Raw genomic sequence first — 18,816 nt, 5'->3', positions numbered from 1 at the left:
GGTAGGGCCATGGGGCGGTGCGACCGCGGCAGGTTGGGTCGGCCGATGGGCGCCGGTCAGGGCTGTCCGGAGTCGCTGTAGCGGCTGCCGTTGGCGTTGTTCCAGATCTGCCGGTTGCTCATCTCCGAGATGTAGTCGACGTGTGCCTGCAGCGGCCAGGTGATGTTCTTCCAGTCACCGATGACGTACGTCATGTTGTAGGGCCCCTCAGCGGGTGTTTGAAGGTAGCTGGGTGCCACCTGCTTCAAGTAGGCGTCGACCGCTGGGGGGAGCTTGTCCGCGCGGTCGGTCAGGATCAGCGGGGAGTGGAAGCCGAGGTGGGACAGCGGCGCCGAGGCCACCGCGCCCTGCCAGTCGTCCCGCCTGACGAGTGTGAAGCCGTGGCCCGGCCCCCTGATGCCCCAGCCCATCTCGCCCGCCGGGTCCCACATCTTGGCGAACGCAAGAGCGCTGCTCGTCACGGTGTTCTTCGGCGGGGTGTTGAACGCGACGGCGTCGTCGTTGTCGATGCGCGACACGGAACCGTATGCGGTCAGCTTCTTGGCCACCTTAGGGGAAATCTGCTCAGGTCCGCCCATCAGGTAGATCTGAGCATGGCCCTGGCGGCGCTGAAGCGCCGCGACGGTCTCGTCAGGGATGCTGTCCTTGTGGACCCACTGCAGTGCGACGGGCATGTGGGAGGAGAAGTGGGTGGCGGGCAGGGCGTACTGCCAGTCCTCCCCGTCCATGGGCCCGATCATCACGTCCATCATCCCGCCGCCCGTACTGCTGGCGCTGGTGCCCATCTGCGGGACGCCGGTGTCCGGGTTCTGGATGCCGCCGTACACCTTGTCGACGGCGTTGGCGAGCCCGGGGATGCTCGGCGCGGTGACGCTCTGGAAGGTCATGCCGATGGCCTTCAGCTGCGCCCGGACACCGCGATTCGCCGCCGCGCCCACGAGGAACGCGTCGATGTTGCGGTTGCGGACGATGCCTGTGTCACCCAGCCGCTTGAGCTCGTTGAGGGTGACCTGGGGGATACCGGTCTTGGTGACGTAGAGGATGGGCGCGTCGTCCGGGAAGTGGATGAGCGGGATGGCGGTGATGGCGGTCAGCGGGTCGTCGGGGGTCACCAGGGTCACGCCCCACGGCCGGTCGGGGACGTTGTCGGTCTCCCCGGGGGCGTTCGCCGGGATCGCGGCAGGCCACACGTGCTGGGTGACCGACACCGCCTTCTGAAAGGCGTCGGTGCCGTAGAGCCGCTGCGTGGTCTTGGTGCCGATGGTGGGCACCAGCGTCGGCGCCTCGGGCGGTGCGGGGACCTGGAAGTCGCCGTTCCCGGTGGGCGGGCCGAAGGGGAAGAGGTTCTTGTCGGCTCCGGGGGCTGCGGGCGTGGCTGGTCCACCGCCCGTCGCTCCGGGGGCTGCGGGCGTGGCTGGTCCACCGCCCGTCGCTCCGGGGGATGCGGGCGGTGGTCCACCGCCCACAGCCGTGCCGTGGCCGACGGACCGGGCGGTGTCGCTGTCGGCGAGGCCCAAAGCAGCCGCGGACACCAGTGCAGTGGCGACTGCGATGGCGCCGCCCGCCAGCGCCGCCCTCTTCCGTATCCGCATCCGTATCCGCTCGGGGCGTATTTGGCGCGACCGCACACCGTTTGTCCGCATAGGAACAGTTCTCCCTCTCACCGTAAGGGCATGGCTGGCTCCGGTGTCTCGCCGGCAGTGCGACAGCGCTGTTCCCGTGAGACCCCCGCCCGGCCGAACAAACCGCGCGAGGGGCTGGCGCCACGTCCTCGCTGCGCACTCCGGCTCTTGGATGAGCAGCGCACCGCACCTCTGCCAGTCCCAGCATCGGCGGACCACTGCCCCCCGTCGCTCCCAAGCGGGCATAGGAGTGAGATGGGAGGGGTTTCGGCGGCGGACGGCACCGCCGCCACCTGCGCGACCGGCGGAGCGGGGGTGAACGTCCGGCCGTCCGGGGCCTCAGCCCCTGATCTCCGATGTCCGTCACGGATAAGCAGATCGCGTCCCGCCAGATGGTGTAGCCGATCAAGTACTCGGAATGCGCAGGTCATCGCCGCATTGACGCGGTTCAGGGCCGCCAATGGCGCTGACGGCAGGTCAGCCGCGCGCGACGCGAGAGCCGTGGCCCATGGGATGGCCGACACGTGGCTTACCGGAACGCGTCGAGCAAGGTCGCTTACACCACGAGGCGGGACACGACCGATAAGCACCGGCATGCCGCCGTCAGAGGCCGCGGCGTGAACGCATTCCCCTGGCCGGGGCCGACGACTCTCAGCCCGCGTCCCCCGCAGGACGCAGCCCACGTGGTGAAGTGGAGGGCCGACCAGTCAGGTGAACAGCCGGCGTCCGATGACAGAGAGCCCTAGGTGGGGTCGTTGCCGTTGGTCACGCAGCAACTCAGGCCGAGGTTTAAAAGGCCCCCAGCGCGGCTGCCGCGTCGCGGGTCTCGGCGCGATTGGCTGAAAGCCTTGACATGACTATGTCCCTTTGGTGATATCTGACTGGTACCGTTTGGTTGTGTTCACTTCGTTGCTCCGCAGGGAGGGCTGCGGGGTGCTTTTTGTTCGCTAGCCATAGGTTGTGCTGCGTCACATGCGGCCCCGCCGGACCGCCGGATTCAGGATGCCCATTGCCTTGTGGCCGTTCCTGGGTGTCAGTGGGCCCTCGCCGCGTCGCAGTCGCTGAACGCGGGCGAGACCTCTTCGCGTTGGGGCGAAAGGAGCCGCTCTTCGCCGGGTACGGCTTGCCCGGCGCTGTCGACAACGCGCGGCCGGGATCGGGCCTGACGTCCTCGGCGTACTCGACGCGGCGAACTTCCCCCGTGACAAGGGCGATTGACCGCCCGCATCGTGTTCATCGCCTGCTCGTCATACGGCTGCCGTCCTGTAAGGGCGCTGCACTGGAGGAAAAACGATGAGAAAACCAATCCGCGGAGTGCTGGCCGCGTTCACCGGAGCGCTCCTGCTCTCCACGGGGATCGCCGCGGTCGGAGGACCGACGGCCAAGGCCGAGGGCAACGGCCTCGGCGCGCAGCCCGCAATGGGTTGGAGCAGTTGGAGCTTCATCCGCCGCAACCCGACTGCCCAGAACATCGAGGCGCAGGCAAAGGCGATGAAGGACAGCGGCCTGACCAAGGCCGGCTTCATCTACGCCAACGTGGACGACTTCTGGTACCACTGTCCGGGCAGCCAGGGCCCGAACGTCGACGCATACGGCCGCTGGGTCACCGACGAGACCAAGTTCCCGCCCAGCGGTACGGAGAACGGCGTCCAGGTCGTCGCCGACTACGTCCACTCCCTGGGCCTGAAGTTCGGTCTGTACGTCACCCCCGGCATCTCCAAGCAGGCCGTCGCCCAGAACACCGCGATCGAGGGCACCCCGTACCACGCCCAGGACATCGCCACCACGACGGCGGAGCAGAACTACAACTGCGGCGGGATGGTGGGCATTGACTACACCAAGCCCGGCGCGCAGCAGTTCGTCAACTCCTGGGCGGACCAGTTCGCCGGCTGGGGCGTGGACTACGTCAAGATCGACGGCGTCGGCACCCCCGACATCCCCGACGTACAGGCGTGGTCCGACGCCCTGAAGCAGACCGGGCGCCCCATCCGCCTGGAGCTGTCCAACAGCCTGGACATCAACAACGCGGCGACGTGGGCGAGGTTGTCCAACGGCTGGCGCACCGGCGGTGACATCGAGTGTTACTGCGGGCCGGGTGGCAGCAGCTACCCGCTGACGCAGTGGTCGTCCCTCTCCTCCCGCTTCAACCAGGCCGCCAACTGGGCGCCTTACGGCGGCCCCGGCGGCTTCAACGACTACGACTCGCTGGAGATCGGCAACGGCGCCAACGACGGCCTGACGCCGGACGAGCGCCAGACGCAGATGAGCCTGTGGTCGCTGGCCTCCTCGCCCCTCATCCTGGGCACCGACCTGACCCACCTCGACCCCACCGACCTCGGCCTGCTGCACAACACCGACGTCTTGTCGGTCGACCAGGACGCCATCAGCGCGAAGCGCATCGCCAGCGACTCCGCCTCGCAGGTGTTCGCCAAGACCGAGAAGAGCGGTGACGTGGTCGTCGGCCTGTTCAACACGGGCTCGGCTCCCCGGGCCGTCTCCACCACCGTCGCCGCGCTGGGGCTGCCCGCGGCCCGCGACTACTCCCTGTCGGATCTGTGGAGCCACAAGGAGACCGAGTCGACCGGCACGATCGCGGCCGACGTCCCGCCGCACGGCGTGGCCCTGTATCGCGTCCACGCCCTCGATCACGTCCTCCGGGGTGTCAACCCCGACGTCTCGCTCGCGCTGAACTGGGCGCCCGCGGCAGGCGACAGCACCCAGCGCACCGTTACCGAGGTGCTGGCCGACAACGGAGCGACACCCGTCACGAGCGTCGGCCTCAAGCTCACCGGGCCGTCCGGTGTGACGGTCACCACCAGTTCCAGGACCAAGGTCAGGAAGGTGAAGGGCGGGAGTACGGCGCGGGCCACCTTCAAGGTGACCATCCCACCGTCAACCGCGCTCTTCACCTCCAGCGCGTTCCACGCGTCCGCGACGTACCGGTACGTCTCCGGCACGGCCGCTCAGCTGTCGGTCGGTGACACGATCACCGTCAACCACGCCGTCCTGGCGCCGTACAAGACGTTCGCCGCGACCACGTCCGACTTCAGCCAGTCCGGCACCCAACTCGGTATCCGCGCCCAGGGCGCGGACTTGTGGGACAGTACCAACGAGTACGGTTCCATCTACCTGCCGGGGGCCGAGCACGACGGTTCCACGACCACGGTGAAGATCAACTCCCAAGCGGGCACCGACGTCTGGGCGAAGGCCGGCATCATGGTCCGCAATGACATCACCGGCGCCGACACCTCACCGGGCTACCTGGCCCTCGTTGAAACCCCCAGCAACGGCTATCTCCTCGACTGGGACAGCAACGGTGACGGCCGGCTCGACTCCCAGGACTCGATCGGCACGGCCACCTACCCCTCCTGGCTGAAGCTGGTTCGCAACGGCACCACCTACAGCGGCTACTACTCCACCGACGACACCACCTGGAACCTCGTCGGCACCGTCACCGTCCCGACGGCGGCGGCCACCCAGGACGTCGGCCTCGCCGTCACCTCGCACGCCCCGGAAACCACCGGAGAGGTCGACTTCGACGGCTTCACCACCAGCAAGTAGCGCTTCGCAGATGATGTGATGCGCCGGGTGCCCCGCGGGTGGGCGCGATGCCTGCCCGCGGGGCACCCGGCAAACCCACTGACCGGCCAAAGCGCGGCTTGGCCACGGATAGGCCAACATTCGCGGCTGCACTTTGACTACCCACCACAACGCGCGACGAAGAAGGGAGCGCGGACGCCTTCGGACCGACCGGCGGGACGCGTCAGGGGTGATCGTGGAATCCTCCTCCGACCAGGCGGAGCAGGATCCGGTGGCCCCTGGCGGCAGGGCCCACCACGATCGCTTTCGAACTCATAATCAGTCGGTCGTGGGTTCGAGTCCCACTCGCCCCACCTGACGGTCAGCCAGAAATGCACGTCAGCCAGGCTGTCGCGACCCTTGTCCGTCCCGTTACGGACAAGGGCCTTATGGTGTCCGGGTCCCAGGTGCCGTTGGCGGTGGCGGTGGCGCCAGGTTGGCCTTGCGGGCGGCCGGCGGAGCGTCGGCGGCGAACCCGGCCCGAAGTCCCCCGCGGACAACAGCCTATTATCTGCTGCAGCTTGACGCGTCACTCGCGGTGACGTTCTCCAGTCCCTACATGAAGCGGCCCTGCTCACACGGTCCGGAACCATGGGATCGCGGTGGGCAGGACCGCCGAGCGGCTCGGCGAGGGCCGATCACCGGAAGGCAGATGCCCATCGTGGACAGCACACCCAAGCCCCTTCTCCCCGGGAGTGACCGGGCACTCGTCGTAGGCGCGCGCCCCGTCGGCGCGGTGGACGACGCGGAACCCATCGAGATCACCCTCGTGTTGCGCCGCCGCGCCGAGATACCCATCGATCTCGTCGAGGGGCTGGAGACCATCACGCCCGAGGAACTAGCCGACCGCTACGGTGCCGACCCGGCCGACGTCGATCTGGTGCTGCGCACCGCCGAGCAGCACGGGCTGCGGGTCACCGAGGCGAATCCGGCCGCCCGGCGGGTCAGAATCGCAGGTACGTACGGCGAGCTGCGCGCGGTGGTCGAACCGCAGTCCCTGGAGTGGGTGGAGAGCCCGGACCCGCACACCGGCGCCCCGGTGCGGCACCGGCACCGTGGGGGTAGCCTGCGCATCATCGCCGACTGGCAGCACGCCGTGGTCGGCGTGCTCGGCCTGGACGACCGCCCGCAGGCCCGTTCCCACCTGCGCCGCCACGCCAAGTCCGCCGCGGCCACCAGCTACACGCCACCGGACCTCGCCACCGTCTACCGCTTCCCTCAGGGCACGGACGGTACCGGCCAGACCCTCGCGATCCTCGAACTCGGCGGCGGCTTCACGCAGCGGGACCTGGACCAGTACTTCGCCGGCCTGTCCATAACGCCTGCCCCGAGCGTCGTCGCCGCCGGCGTCGACGGCGGCGCCAACACTCCGCAGGGCGACCCCAACAGCGCCGACGGCGAGGTACTGCTGGACATCGAGGTAGCCGGAGCCCTCGCTTCCGGCGCCCACCAGATCGTCTACTTCGCGCCCAACACCGACCAGGGCTTCGTCGACGCGCTGACCACGGCGGTGCACGCCACCCCCACCCCGGCAGCCGTCAGCATCAGCTGGGGCAGCAACGAGGACAGCTGGACCGCTCAGGGGCGGAATGCGTTCAACCAGGGGCTCTCCGACGCGGCTGCCCTCGGGGTTACGGTGTGCGTGGCCGCCGGCGACAACGGCAGCGGCGACGGCGCGACGGACGGAACGGCGCACACCGACTTCCCCGCCTCCAGCCCGTACGCACTCGCCTGCGGCGGCACCCGGCTGGACGCCGACCCCACCACCGGCACCGTCGCCTCCGAGACCGTCTGGAACAGCAACGGCGCGGGTACCGGCGGCGGCGTGAGCGACGTGTTCCCGCTGCCTGCCTGGCAGAAGGGCGTCGGGGTTCCCCCTGGTTCCACGGGCGTCACGGGACGCGGCGTGCCGGATGTCGCCGCTGTCGCGGACCCCGCCACCGGATACCAGGTCTTCGTCGACGGCCAGCGGCAGGTCATCGGCGGCACCAGCGCCGTCGCCCCCCTCTGGGCCGCGCTCACCTGCCGGCTCGTCCAGGCCCTCGGTCACCGTCTCGGCCTGCTCCAGCCGCTTCTCTACCCGGGCGCCGCACCGGGGACGACGGGACCCGGTTTCCGTGACATCACCAAGGGCGGCAACGGCGCCTACAAGGCCGCCCCCGGCTGGGACGCCTGCACCGGCCTCGGCGTCCCCGACGGCACCGCGCTCCTCAACCACCTGAAGAGCGGCACCACCACCTTCTTCCTGGCGGAACGTCCTCCAGGGAACTGCCGGCCGGCTCCGGCCTTCACTGCTCAGCGGCGCGCACGGTTCGACTTTCCGGAACGCTGAAGGCCGGTACGGCGCTGACGACCGGCAGCCGCAGATCAACCTCCACCCGTTGGTCCTCGGTGAGGAACGACGCCGATGTGGCGTGCGGGGCGTGGCCTGCCGCAAGCGCGGACAGGACGTAGTGGCCGACGGCCGGTGCGGCGAGTGCGAAGTAGCCCTCGTCGTCGGTGAGTGTCGAGCCGGCCTTGCGGCCCCGGCCGTTGATCAGGATGATCGTCGCCCGGGCCACGGGGGCGCCGCCGGCGTCCACCACCCGGCCGTGGAATCCGTCGCGGGCCACGACCGCCGGGAGGACGGCCCGGCCCCGGGCGGCCTCCTCACTCAGCTCACTGCTCGCCGCAGCGGGTACCCGCAGCTGCTGCTGTCCGGCTCCCTTCTCGCGGGCGGGCAGGCCCACCGCGAGCAGCAGTCCCACGAGGACCGCGGCTGTGGCGATCAGGAATGAGATGCGGAACCCGTGCATCGTCGGCACCGCCACAGAGCCGGCGTGCTGCGCCGTGTTGGCCAGCACCATTCCGATGACGGCGCTCGACACCGACGTGCCGATGGACCGCATCAGGGTGTTGAGACCGTTGGCCGCGCCCGTCTCGGAAGCGTCGACCGCGCCGACGATCAGCGCCGGGAGCGAGGAGTACGCCAGGCCGATGCCCGCGCCGACGACGACGGAGATGACGACGGTCTGCCAGGCGGCGCTCATCAGACCGAGACCGGCGCCATAGCCGATCGCGATGATGAACATGCCCAGTATCAGGGTCGTCTTGGGGCCGTACTTCACGGACAGCCGTGCGTACACCGGAGCGGTGAAGATCATCGTCAGGCCGAGCGGTGCTACACACAGGCCCGCCACGACCATGGACTGCCCGAGGCCGTAGCCGGTCGATGTGGGCAGTTGCAGCAACTGGGGCAGCACGAGTGAGATCGCGTAGAAGGAGACACCGACCATGATCGAGGCGAGGTTGGTGAGCAGCACCTGACGGCGAGCGGTGGTCCGCAGGTCGACCAGCGGGGCCTTTATACGCAGCTGTACCGCACCCCAGCCGAGGAGCACCACGACCGCCGCGCCGAACAGACCCAGGGTGGTGACCGAGCCCCAGCCCCAGTCGCTGCCCTTGGTGATCGGCAGCAGCAGGAGGACGAGACCGGCGGAGAGGCCGAGCGCGCCCGCGATGTCGAACCGGCCCTCGGCCCGCAACGAGGACTCCGGAACGACCAGCAGCGTCAGCCCGATCGAGAGGACGCCGAGCCCGGCGGAGCCGAAGAACAGGACGTGCCAGTCCGTGTGCTGCGCGACCAGCGCAGCCGCGGGCAGCCCGAGGCCGCCGCCGACGCCGATGGACGAACTCATCAGGGCCATCGCCGAGCCGAGCTTCTCACGCGGCAGCTCGTCGCGCATCAGGCCGATGCCCAGCGGGATGACGCCCATCGAGAAGCCCTGCAGGGCACGGCCGACGATCATGAGGAGCAGATCACTGGTGAAACCGGCGATCAGGCAGCCCACCACCATCACCGCGAGGCTGGTGACGAGCATCCGCCGCTTGCCGTACAGATCGCCGAGCCGCCCCATGATCGGTGTGGCCACCGCGCCGGAGAGCAACGTTGACGTGAGCACCCAGGTGGCGTTGCTGGGCGAGGTGTTCAGCAGGGCCGGCAGGTCCTTGATGACCGGCACGAGCAGTGTCTGCATGACCGCCACGACGATGCCGGCGAAGGCGAGGACCGGGACGAGGCCTCCTGAGCCTTTCCGCTCCTCGTCCGGGTCGTCGGGCAGCGCCGACAGTGGGATGGCAGCACGGGGGGCTGCCGGCCCGGTGTGCTGGTTCGTCGGTCGGGTCATACGCGCGTTCTCCCAAAGGCAGGCAGAGCAGGGCGGCGGTCCGGCGACCGGCACGGGGCGGGTGCCGAGTGTCCGTGGTGCGGGACTGGTGCCGGGCAACGGATACGGGCGGGATGACGTGCTTCAGCGCTGTAGGGGTGGCTTGCGCCACCCAAGTACATGCACCGTGCAACCGTAACGGGGGGTTCGGCTATTCCTGGCCACACACCCGGGGAAGGTTTCTTAGCCGTCTCGTTACGGTGGGCACGGCTTGGGCACCGACTCCCGCAGTTCCCACGAAGCCATCGGGCGGACCGCAACCGATCTCGGCGCGCGGCTGCTCGCCACCACGAACCCGCTCGCCGCGTCACTGGCTCAAAGTCAGGTACCTCGACCGGGCTCACGAGCTCGGCCCGCGCGCGTGGCACTGCAAACTCGCCGACAACCCGAGCTTGCACCGAACACCGCTCCGGACTCGGACGAACCTCGACGACGGCCACACCCACTCCACCGACCTGTTGCTGCCTCGTACCCGGGACGTGGGTGGCTCAGCACGGCGACGGCGTGCCGGCTCTTGTCGCGGCCCGTCGCGGCAAGGACTCTAACAAATCAATCATGATTGTTTTTTTTCTCTCCGGCTGTGAGAGTGGTCCGCGTGACAGACACAAGCGCCATGCTGACTGACCGGCGGGCTGAGGCGGATGACCTCTACGTCGAGATCAGCGCACCGGACTGCGAGTTGTGGACCTCGGGCCCCGAGGATGCCCCTCAGCGGGTGAGCGGTTCGGCGCTGGAGGCCACCGGCGAGGGCGCCGTGCATGGGCAGGCGGGGCTGACGTCATGACGGCACCCACCCCGCGGCGACTGGCCGCGAGCCCCGAGGTGATCCGGATCGGCAACTGCTCGGGATTCTACGGCGATCGGCTCTCGGCGATGCGCGAGATGCTCGAGGACGGGGAGCTCGACGTACTCACCGGCGACTACCTCGCTGAGCTGACCATGCTGATCCTCGGCCGTGATCGGCGCAAGGACCCGGAACTCGGCTACGCCAAGACCTTTCTGCGGCAGATGGAGGACTGTCTGAAGCTGGCGGTCGACCGCGGCGTCCGGATCGTCGTCAATGCCGGCGGTCTCAATCCGGCGGGCCTCACCGCGAAACTGCGGGAGCTCGCCGGAAAGCTCGATATCGCGGCCCGGTTCGCGCACGTCGAAGGCGACGACCTGACCGCGCGGGCAGCGGAACTGGGCCTCGGCAAACCGCTGGCAGCCAACGCCTACCTGGGGGCCTGGGGCATCGTGGAGTGCCTGACCGCCGGTGCCGACGTCGTGGTCACAGGCCGGGTCACCGACGCCTCGCTGACTGTCGGCCCGGCCGCGGCCCACTTCGGCTGGGGCAGAAGCGATTACGACCGGCTCGCCGGTGCCGTCGCCGCCGGGCACGTCATCGAGTGCGGGACCCAGGCGACAGGCGGTAACTACTCCTTCTTCACCGAGATCGCGGATCTGGCCCACCCCGGTTTCCCGATCGCCGAGATCCACCGGGACGGGTCCAGCGTCATCACCAAGCACGCCGGCACCGGCGGCGAGGTCACCGTCGGCACCGTCACCGCACAGCTGCTGTACGAGATCGGCGGCGCGCGCTACGCCGGACCGGACGTGACCACTCGCCTCGACGCACTCGAGCTGGCACGGGACGGCCAGGACCGGGTACGCATCACCGGGGTCACCGGCGAGGCCCCGCCGCCGCAGCTGAAGGTGTCGCTGAATGCGATCGGCGGCTTCCGTAACGAGATGGCGTTCATCCTCACCGGGCTCGACGCAGAGGCCAAGGCCGCGTTGGTACGCAAGCAGTTCGAGGCCGCTCTCACGACGAAACCCGCCGAGCTGAAGTGGACGCTGGCGCGGCTGGACCAGGCGGACGCGGAGACCCAGGAGCAGGCCAGCGCGATCCTGCGCTGCGTGGTGCGCGACCCGGATCCGGACGTCGTCGGGCGCGTGTTTTCCAGCCTCACCGTCGAACTGGCGCTGTCCAGCTACCCCGGGTTCAGCCTCACGTCGTCGCCCGGCACCGGATCGGTGTACGGGGTGTTCACTCCCGGTTACGTCGACGCCGCCGAGGTGCCGCATGTCGCGGTGCTGCCGGACGGTACCCGGGTGGACATCGCCCCCAGCACCGGGACGCGTGCGCTTGAGGACGTCGCCGCACCGGCGCTGCCACAGCCGCCTGCGGCCGGGCCCACGCGGAAGGTCCCGCTCGGCGCGATCGCCGCGGCGCGCAGCGGCGACAAGGGCGGCAACGCGAACATCGGCGTCTGGGTGCGCACCGACGACCAGTGGCGCTGGCTGGCAGCTGCACTGACGGTCGAGCGCCTCAAGCAGATGCTGCCCGAGGCCGCCGACCTGCCGGTCACCAGAACCGTGCTGCCGAAGCTGCGCGCGGTGAATTTCGTCATCGAGGGCATCCTCGGGCAGGGCGTCGCCTACCAGGCCCGGTTCGATCCGCAGGCCAAGGGACTGGGCGAATGGCTCCGCTCCCGGCATATCGCCATTCCGGAGGAGTTGCTGCCGTGAACATCCCGACAGCGAGGAGAGGCGGGTGCGGCGCGCGACGGTCCGTTGCCTACGGGGGGCGAGTCGGGCCGTGCGGCTGTTCGGCGGTACGACCGTGATCACGACGGGCCTGGCGGCCGGGAGATGGGGATACAGGGCATGACGATACTGAGGTCCACCTTCGACACCGGGTCCGAAGGTTATCTGGCCGCGGCCGAGGCGATGGCGGCAAAGCTCGCCGAACTCGACGCCGAGCATGCCAAGGCGATCGGCGGCGGCGGAGCGGAGAAGCTGGAGCGGCATCGCAGGCGCGGAAAGCTCACCGCCCGTGGACGCATCGAGCTGCTGCTCGACCCGGATTCCCCGTTTCTCGAACTGTGCCCGCTGGCGGCGTGGGGCAGCGACTTCCAGGTCGGTGCGTCGGTCGTCGTGGGCATCGGCGTTGTCGAGGGCGTTGAGTGCGTGATCATCGCCAACGACCCGACCGTGCGGGGCGGCACCAGCAACCCCTGGACCTTGCGGAAGAACTTGCGGGCGATTGACATCGCCCTGCAGAACAGGCTGCCGGTGGTCTCGCTCGTCGAGTCCGGTGGCGCCGACCTGCCCACTCAGAAGGAAGTGTTCATCCCCGGTGGCCGGCTGTTCCGCGACCTCACCAGGGCGTCGGCCGCGGGCATCCCGACGATCGCGCTGGTGTTCGGCAACTCGACCGCCGGCGGTGCCTACGTCCCCGGCATGTCCGACCACACGGTGATGATCAAGGACCGTTCGAAGGTGTTTCTCGGCGGGCCGCCGCTGGTGAAGATGGCCACCGGCGAGGAGTCCGACGACGAGTCGCTCGGCGGGGCCGAGATGCATGCGCGCACATCGGGTCTGGCCGACTACTTCGCCGTCGATGAGCAGGACGCGATCCGCATCGGCCGCGCGATCGTCAAACGGCTCAACCAGCGCAAGGAAGGTCCGCCGCCGCGTGCCGAGGTGATCGAGCCGCTGTACGACCCCGAGGACCTGCTCGGCATCGTGCCCCCCGACCTGAAGGTCCCCTTCGATCCCCGCGAGGTGATAGCCCGGATCATCGACGGCTCGGACTTCGATGAGTTCAAGCCGCTGTACGGATCGAGTCTCGTCACCGGATGGGCAGAGCTGCACGGCTATCGGGTGGGCATCCTCGCCAACGCCCACGGCGTGCTGTTCTCCCAGGAGGCGCAGAAGGCAACGCAGTTCATCCAGCTGGCCAACCAGTCGAACACCCCGTTGCTGTTCCTGCACAACACCACCGGCTACATGGTCGGCAAGGAGTACGAGCAGGGCGGCATCATCAAACACGGCGCGATGATGATCAACGCGGTCTCCAACTCGACGGTGCCGCACATCTCGCTGCTGATGGGCGCCTCCTACGGGGCCGGCCACTACGGCATGTGCGGACGCGCCTACGACCCGCGTTTCCTCTTCTCCTGGCCCAGCGCCAAGTCCGCGGTGATGGGCCCGGCCCAGCTGGCAGGCGTCATCTCGATCGTCAGCCGCGCCGCGGCGCAGGCCAGAGGCCTTCCCTTCGACGAGGAGGCGGACGCCGGGATGCGCGCGATGGTCGAGAACCAGATCGAGACGGAGTCGGTGCCGATGTTCCTGTCCGGCCGGCTGTACGACGACGGAGTGATCGATCCCCGTGACACCCGCACGGTGTTGGGAGCGTGCCTGTCGGCCGTCCACAACGCCCCGGTCCAGGGTGCCGCGAACTTCGGCATCTTCCGAATGTGAGGACTTCCGTGCTGACCTCCGTACTCGTTGCCAATCGTGGCGAGATCGCGCGCCGCGTCTTCGCCACCAGCAGGCGCATGGGCCTGTCCACTGTCGCCGTGTTCTCCGACGCGGACGCGGACTCCCCGCACGTCAGGGAGGCCGACGCCGCGATCCGCCTGCCCGGCAGCGCACCGTCCGAGACGTATCTGCGCGGTGAGCTGCTGATCGACGCCGCACACACCTCGGGCGCCGACGCGATCCACCCCGGCTACGGCTTTCTGTCCGAGAACGCCGACTTCGCGAAGGCCGTCCTCGACGCGGGACTCACCTGGATCGGACCACCGGTGAAGGCGATCGAGCTGATGGGCTCGAAGGTGGAGTCCAAGAAGCTGATGGGCGGGGCCGGTGTGCCGGTGCTCGCCGAGTTGGATGCCGCAGCGGTGACCGAGTCCGACCTTCCCGTGCTGATCAAGGCGTCCGCCGGTGGCGGCGGCCGCGGCATGCGAGTGGTCCGCGAGCTCGCCGAGCTGCCCGGTCAGCTTCAGGCCGCCCGGCGCGAGGCCCAGTCCGCCTTCGGCGATCCGACGGTGTTCTGCGAGCGCTACCTCGAAACAGGACGTCACATCGAGGTGCAAGTCATGGCCGACCGGCACGGCACCGTCTGGGCGGTGGGCGAGCGCGAATGCTCCATCCAGCGCAGGCACCAGAAGGTGGTGGAGGAAGCGCCCTCGCCACTCGTGGAGCGCACGGCAGGCATGCGGGAGCGGCTGTTCGAGGCGGCCGGACTGGCGGCCAGGGCCATCGGCTACGAGGGCGCGGGCACCGTTGAGTTCCTCGCTGACGAGCAGGGCGACTTCTACTTCCTCGAGATGAACACCCGCCTGCAGGTGGAGCATCCGGTCACCGAGTGCACCACCGGCCTCGACCTGGTGCGGCTCCAACTCCAGGTCGCTCAGGGGGTCGCGCTGCCGGCCGGTCCGCCCGCGCCGCGCGGGCACTCGATCGAGGTCCGGCTGTACGCGGAGGACCCCGCTCACGAATGGCAGCCGCAGAGCGGGACCGTGCACCGCTTCGAAATCCCCGGCACACTCACCGAGTTCGGGCTGCTCACGGAGCCGGGGGTGCGGCTCGACTCAGGGATCGTCGGCGGGTCGTTCGTCGGGGTGCACTACGACCCGATGCTCGCAAAGGTCATCTCGTACTCGGACACCCGCGCGGAGGCCGCGCGTCTGCTGGCGTCAGCGCTCGCGAGGGCCAAGGTGCACGGTCTCGCCACCAACCGGGACCTGCTGGTGCGGGTGCTGCGGCATCCGGCCTTTCTGTCCGGCGACACAGACACCGCGTTCTTCACCACCCACGGCCTGGACGTGTTGTCGCGCCCGCTGGCCTCGCCGGAATCCGTGGAACTGTCGGCGGTCGCCGCGGCCCTCGCCGACGCCGCCGGGAACCGGCGCGATGCCAAAGTCAACGCCGGGCTGCCCAGCGGCTGGCGCAATCTGCCCGGCGAGGCGCAGCTGAAGACATTCGGCACCGGCCCCGGAGCCACTGGACCCGACGCCGACATCGAGATCCGCTACCGGTTCACGCGGGCCGGACTGCGCGTCGACGGTCATGACGAGCTCTCCTTCGTCTCGGCGACGCCCGAGCTGGTGGTGCTGGATGTGCCAAGCGGGACGGGTACCGTCCGCCGCCACTTCGAAGTGGCACGTTACTCCGCACTCACCTGCGTCGACTCCCCACTGGGGCCGGTGACGCTGACGCGGCGGCCGCGCTTCACCGACCCGTCGGCACAGGTGGCCGCCGGGTCGCTGCTGGCACCGATGCCGGGCACCGTCATCCGCGTCGCCGCCCAGGTGGGGGACCACCTGACGGCGGGCCAGCCGATACTGTGGCTGGAGGCGATGAAGATGGAGCACACCGTCACCGCGCCCTCAGCGGGCGTGCTCACGACGCTGGACGTCACCGTCGGCCAGTCCGTCGATATGGGTGTGGTCCTGGCCGTCGTGGACGAGACAGCCGCCGGCACAGCCGAGCAGACAACAGGCCCAAAAGACGGGGAGCGCACATGAGTTTCATCGAGACCGATGTCCAGAAGGATCTGCGGGCCTCGGTGGCCAGGCTCGCCGCACGTTTCAACTACACCGACTACGTGCTGCCCAAGGCACGCGCGGGTGAGTTCCCGGGTGAGCTGTGGGACCAAGCAGGCAAGCTCGGCTTCCTCGGGGTCAATCTGCCCGAGGAGTACGGCGGCGGCGGGGCGGGCATCTACGAGCTGGCGCTGGTCCAGGAGGAACTGGCCGCGAAGGGTGCCGGAATGCTGCTGACGGTGGTGTCGCCCGCGATCTGCGGCACGATCATCGCCAAGTACGGCACCGCCGAGCAGAAGCAGCAATGGCTGCCTGGCATCGCGGACGCGTCCAAGGTGATGGTGTTCGGTATTACCGAGCCCGACGCGGGGTCGAACTCCCACCGGATCACCACGACCGCGCGCAGGGACGGCGACGCGTGGCTCCTGAACGGCCGCAAGGTCTTCATCTCCGGTGTCGACAGGGCCGACGCGGTGCTGATTGTGGCGCGCACCGCGGACCACAAGACCGGCAAGCTCAAGCCGGCCCTGTTCATCGTGCCCACCGACGCGGAGAACTTCACCGCGCAGCGGATGGAGATGGACATCGTCCAGCCGGAGCACCAGTTCGCCCTGTTCCTCGACGACGTGCGGCTGCCCGCCGAGGCGCTGGTGGGACGGGAGGACGCGGCCCTGGCACAGCTGTTCGCCGGCCTGAATCCGGAGCGGATCCTCGGCGCGGCGACGGCCGTCGGCATGGGCCGCTACGCGCTGGCGCAGGCGGTCGAATACGCGAAGGTACGTCAGGTGTGGAAGTCCCCGATCGGGGCGCACCAGGGCATCGCGCACCCGCTGGCGCAGGTCAAGATCGAGCTCGAACTGGCCAAGGTGATGATGCAGAAAGCCGCGGTGCTCTACGACAGCGGCGACGACACGGGGGCCGCGGAGGCCGCGAACATGGCCAAGTACGCCGCCGCCGAGGCCAGCATCCGTGCACTGGACCAGGCGATCCAGACACACGGCGGCGCCGGACTGACCAAGGAGCACGGCCTGTCGGCGATGCTCGCCATGGTCCGGGTCGGCCGGGTCGCACCGGTGAGCCGGGAGATGATCCTCAACTTCGTCGCCGAACACAGCCTCGGGCTGCCCAAGTCGTACTGAGGAGCCGAACATGACCGACCCGTATGTCCAGTACCGGGTGGCCGACGGCGTCGCCACCTTGACCCTGGATTCCCCGCACAACCGCAACGCCATGTCCACCCGCCTGGTCACCGAGCTGAGGCAGGGGCTGGCGGACGCCGCCGCCGACCCGGCCGTGCGCGCGGTCGCGCTCACACACACCGGCGGCACGTTCTGCGCGGGCGCCGATCTCACGGAGGCGAGCGCGGCGCCGGGCGACGGCGACCCGGCCGCCGCGGATGCCGCTGCCCCGGCCGCCCTCGCGGCCGGGCGCGCGCGGTCGATGGTGGAGCTGCTCCGCGCGATCATCGAACTGCCCAAGCCGGTCGTCGGCCGGATCGATGGTCACGTACGAGCCGGCGGCATGGGACTGGTCGGGGCCTGCGACATCGTGATCGCCGGGCCTTCGTGCACATTCGCGCTCACCGAAGCGCGGCTCGGTCTGGCCGCGTCGATCATTTCGCTCACCGTGCTGCCCCGGCTGACCTCGCGTGCCGCCGGCCGGTACTTTCTGACGGGCGAGAAGTTCGGCCCGCAGGAGGCCGCTGGGCTGGGCCTGGTCACGATCACCGCGGACAACACCGCCGAGGCGACCACAGCGATCCTGGAACAGCTGCGCCTCGCCTCCCCACAGGGACTGGCCGAGTCGAAGGCGCTGACCACCGCGGCGATCCTCGCCGAGTTCGACCGCTCCGCGGACAGCCTCGCGGCGCAGTCGGCCCGGCTCTTCGGCAGCAAGGAATCGCTGGAGGGTATGAAGGCCTTTCTCCAGAAACGACGACCGAGCTGGGCCCGATGACCATCGCGCGCGCTGTCCCGGAGAGGCCGACGTTGAGCACCCGTGAACCCAAGCAGGAGCGCAGCCGCGCCACCCGTCAGCGTCTGCTGGTGTCCGCCATCGAGTGCCTCGCCGTGCGCGGGTGGAGCGCGACCACCATGGCCGTGGTCGCCGAACACGCCGGTGTCTCCCGCGGTGCCGCGCAACACCATTTCCCGACCCGCGAGGACCTGATCACCGTGGCGCTGGAGTACATGTTCGACAGCCGTATGGCCCTCATCCGGGAGGCCACCAACCTTGCCGACGGACCGGGGCGCACCGAGGCAGTGGTCATGCGGATGGTCGACTACTTCACAGACCCACTGTTCAAAGCGGCGCTACAGGTGTGGACGGCAGCCGCGGCCGATGAGTCGCTCAAGCAACGGATCACGCCGCTGGAGGCCAAGTTCGGACGGACCGTGCACCACATCACCGTGCAGTTGCTCGGGATCGACGACACCGATCCGGTGGCTCACCGGCTGGTGCAAGCCACACTGGACCTCGCCCGCGGTCTGGGACTCGCCGACCTGCTCACCGACGACTCGGCGCGCCGGGAGCAGATCGTACGCCAGTGGGCGGCCACCCTTGAAACCGCGCTCAGGCAACCCGCGGTGAGCTCGGGCTGCGCCGTCGGGCGGGTGCGGGTGCCGAAAGGCTGATCTTTCCCCTGGAGTTGGACACTTGGAGACTGCGACGAGTCAGCCCCAGAGGAAGTAATGCCAGGTGGGATCCAAGAGCAACATGAGCTCAGCCGCTGCGAGCACTGGGCCTGCCGGCCGACGCGATCGCCACGTCGGGGGAGCGGGGCGTGACGAAGCCGTCCCCGGAGTTCTTCGCGCGCGTGGTGGAGCTCGCCGGGTGTGAGCCGGACCGGATCGTGTACGTCGGCGGCCGCCACGTCGACCGCCACCCGGTAGCGACCTCCGCGAGCGAGTTCGGTCCCTCCAGGTCATCCCGGGCTCCCAGGCCGTCCGGCGTAAGAGGCGTGTCTGAGAGGCCGCGCGAATAGGTGGGGCGGCGTCGCGTGCCGATGGGCGGCGCCTGGCGGCGTTGTCGTCGGTCAACGACGCTCCGCGTCGCCTCCCTCCTCCGCCTTGCCAGACTTGCCCCTCGCCCCGC

11 protein-coding genes are annotated in these 18,816 nt (G+C 69.4%); 9 read left to right on the top strand and 2 right to left on the bottom strand.

What is annotated here, in order from left to right:
- Positions 1–56: 56 nt before the first annotated feature.
- Positions 57–1,643 carry a hypothetical protein gene (locus FCI23_RS39565; protein ID WP_136728986.1) on the bottom strand — a complete coding sequence of 529 codons (1,587 nt, stop codon included), beginning with the start codon at positions 1,641–1,643 and terminating at the stop codon, positions 57–59.
- A gap of 1,272 nt (positions 1,644–2,915) precedes the next feature.
- Between FCI23_RS39565 and FCI23_RS39560 the strand changes: the two genes are divergently transcribed.
- Together FCI23_RS39560 and FCI23_RS39555 are read left to right on the top strand one after the other, a co-directional pair.
- Positions 2,916–5,183 carry an NEW3 domain-containing protein gene (locus FCI23_RS39560; protein WP_136728985.1) on the top strand — a complete coding sequence of 756 codons (2,268 nt, stop codon included), beginning with the start codon at positions 2,916–2,918 and terminating at the stop codon, positions 5,181–5,183.
- Between the two features lie 679 nt (positions 5,184–5,862).
- Positions 5,863–7,533: a S53 family peptidase gene (locus FCI23_RS39555; protein WP_211265660.1), complete on the top strand. Its 1,671-nt coding sequence runs from the start codon at positions 5,863–5,865 to the stop codon at positions 7,531–7,533.
- Here FCI23_RS39555 and FCI23_RS39550 read toward each other — a convergent pair.
- On the bottom strand, positions 7,490–9,367 hold the full coding sequence (locus FCI23_RS39550) for an MFS transporter (RefSeq protein WP_136728984.1): 1,878 nt from the start codon (positions 9,365–9,367) through the stop codon (positions 7,490–7,492). The genes FCI23_RS39555 and FCI23_RS39550 overlap by 44 nt on opposite strands.
- A gap of 634 nt (positions 9,368–10,001) precedes the next feature.
- On the opposite strand from FCI23_RS39550, the gene FCI23_RS58625 reads away from it, so the two are divergent.
- The 7 genes from FCI23_RS58625 (at position 10,002) to FCI23_RS39510 (ending at position 18,356) form a co-directional block, all read left to right on the top strand.
- On the top strand, positions 10,002–10,190 hold the full coding sequence (locus tag FCI23_RS58625) for a hypothetical protein (RefSeq protein WP_211265659.1): 189 nt from the start codon (positions 10,002–10,004) through the stop codon (positions 10,188–10,190).
- The gene (locus tag FCI23_RS39535) at positions 10,187–11,917 is read left to right on the top strand and encodes an acyclic terpene utilization AtuA family protein (protein ID WP_136728983.1); all 1,731 of its coding nucleotides are present in this window, start codon (positions 10,187–10,189) and stop codon (positions 11,915–11,917) included. The genes FCI23_RS58625 and FCI23_RS39535 overlap by 4 nt, the downstream gene beginning before the upstream one ends.
- A 138-nt stretch (positions 11,918–12,055) precedes the next feature.
- Positions 12,056–13,654: an acyl-CoA carboxylase subunit beta gene (locus tag FCI23_RS39530; RefSeq protein ID WP_136728982.1), complete on the top strand. Its 1,599-nt coding sequence runs from the start codon at positions 12,056–12,058 to the stop codon at positions 13,652–13,654.
- Between the two features lie 8 nt (positions 13,655–13,662).
- The gene (locus FCI23_RS39525; protein ID WP_136729009.1) at positions 13,663–15,705 is read left to right on the top strand and encodes an acetyl/propionyl/methylcrotonyl-CoA carboxylase subunit alpha; all 2,043 of its coding nucleotides are present in this window, start codon (positions 13,663–13,665) and stop codon (positions 15,703–15,705) included.
- Positions 15,702–16,862 carry an acyl-CoA dehydrogenase family protein gene (locus FCI23_RS39520; protein ID WP_136728981.1) on the top strand — a complete coding sequence of 387 codons (1,161 nt, stop codon included), beginning with the start codon at positions 15,702–15,704 and terminating at the stop codon, positions 16,860–16,862. The genes FCI23_RS39525 and FCI23_RS39520 overlap by 4 nt, the downstream gene beginning before the upstream one ends.
- Before the next feature lie 10 nt (positions 16,863–16,872).
- On the top strand, positions 16,873–17,679 hold the full coding sequence (locus FCI23_RS39515; RefSeq protein WP_136728980.1) for an enoyl-CoA hydratase family protein: 807 nt from the start codon (positions 16,873–16,875) through the stop codon (positions 17,677–17,679).
- Complete coding sequence (locus tag FCI23_RS39510; RefSeq protein ID WP_136728979.1) at positions 17,676–18,356, top strand: TetR/AcrR family transcriptional regulator; 681 nt, start codon at positions 17,676–17,678, stop codon at positions 18,354–18,356. The genes FCI23_RS39515 and FCI23_RS39510 overlap by 4 nt, the downstream gene beginning before the upstream one ends.
- Positions 18,357–18,816: the final 460 nt, after the last annotated feature.

The organism is Actinacidiphila oryziradicis (assembly GCF_005047355.1).
Lineage (GTDB): Bacteria > Actinomycetota > Actinomycetes > Streptomycetales > Streptomycetaceae > Actinacidiphila > Actinacidiphila oryziradicis.
The sequence above is the reverse complement of the archived record's forward strand: the minus strand, read 5'-3'. Positions and strand labels throughout refer to the sequence as shown.